Source organism: Pseudomonas sp. NFPP25 (genome assembly GCF_900116505.1).
GTDB classification, from domain to species: Bacteria; Pseudomonadota; Gammaproteobacteria; order Pseudomonadales; family Pseudomonadaceae; genus Aquipseudomonas; species Aquipseudomonas protegens.
In genome coordinates, this window is the sequence record NZ_FPBG01000019.1 from 1 (window position 1) to 1,452 (window position 1,452).

The 1,452-nt window shown below is 66.0% G+C and carries 1 protein-coding gene; it reads left to right on the forward strand.

Translation table 11 applies throughout. From position 1 onward, the window contains the following. Nucleotides 1-1,452 (forward strand): condensation domain-containing protein (locus tag BM382_RS31385; RefSeq protein ID WP_239690447.1); only part of this gene is annotated, 1,452 nt, incomplete at both ends.

Genomic DNA, 1,452 nt, shown 5'->3' on the forward strand with positions numbered 1-1,452 from the left:
AGGCCGGTATCCGCTTCACCCCCAAGGACCTGTTCCAGCACCAGACGGTGCAGGGGCTGGCCACGGTGGCGGAGCAGGGCGAGGGCGGTTTGCAGGTCGACCAGGGCCCGGTGCGTGGCCAGATGGCGCTGCTGCCGATCCAGCAGTGGTTCTTCGACACCCCGGTGCCGGAACGGCACCACTGGAACCAGTCGGTGCTGCTCAAGCCGCTGAAGCCTCTGAGTGCCGAGGCACTGCAGCAGGGCTTGCAAGCCTTGCTCGAACACCACGACGGCCTGCGCCTGAAGTTTGTCGAAGAAGGCGCAGCCTGGGTCGCGACTTATGCCTCGCTGGGGCAGGTGACTGCGGCACCGTTGGCGGCGACGCAGGCCGATGCGCTGCTGTGGCTGGCGGACGACGCCACTGAAGATTCGTTGCAAGCCCTGTGCGATACCGCGCAACGCAGCCTCGATCTGCAACAGGGGCCTTTGTTGCGTGCCGTGCTCTTCACGTTGCGTGATGGCACCCAGCGCCTGCTGCTGGCCATCCATCACCTGGTGGTGGACGGGGTGTCCTGGCGGGTGCTGCTGGAGGACCTGCATCAGGCCCTGGTACAGCAGGCCGCCGGGCAAACCATCAAGCTGCCGGCCAAGACCAGCTCTTCCCAGGCCTGGGCCGGCCAGTTGCAAGCCTATGCCCGCAGCGCGGCGCTGCAGCAAGAGCTGGGTTACTGGCAGGCGCAGTTGCAGGACGTGGAGTCGGGCCTGCCCTGCGACCGGGCAACGGATCAGGTGGTGATCAAGGATGCCAGGAGTGTCAGCACCGAGCTGGACCCAAGCTATACCCAGCGCCTGTTGCAGGATGCGCCGGCGGCCTATCGCACCCAGATCAACGATCTGCTGCTCACCGCCCTGGCCCGGGTCATTACCCGCTGGACCGGCGACAGCAGCGCCCTGGTGCAACTGGAAGGCCACGGCCGCGAAGAGCTGTTCGACAGCATCGACCTGAGCCGCACCGTGGGCTGGTTCACCAGCGTGTTCCCGGTGAAGCTGACGCCGCAGCCGGCCCTGGCCGACTCGATCAAGCTCATCAAGGAACAGCTGCGGGCCGTGCCCAACAAGGGCATCGGCTTTGGTGCCCTGCGCTACCTGGGGGACGAAGCGGCGCAACAGACCCTCGCGGCATTGGCGGTGCCACGCATCACCTTCAACTACCTGGGCCAGTTCGATGGCAGCTTCGATGAGCCGGATGCCTGGTTTGCCCCCAGCGCCGAAGCCAAGGGTGCCGATCAAGGCGCCCAGGCTCCGCTGGGCAACTGGCTGAGCATCAATGGCCAGGTCTATGGCGGCCAATTGAAGCTGGGCTGGACCTTCAGCCAGGCGATGTTCGATACCGCCACCATCGAGCACCTGGCGGATGACTACGCCCGGGAACTCAAGGCGCTGATCGAGCATTGCAGCCAGCCCGAGCACC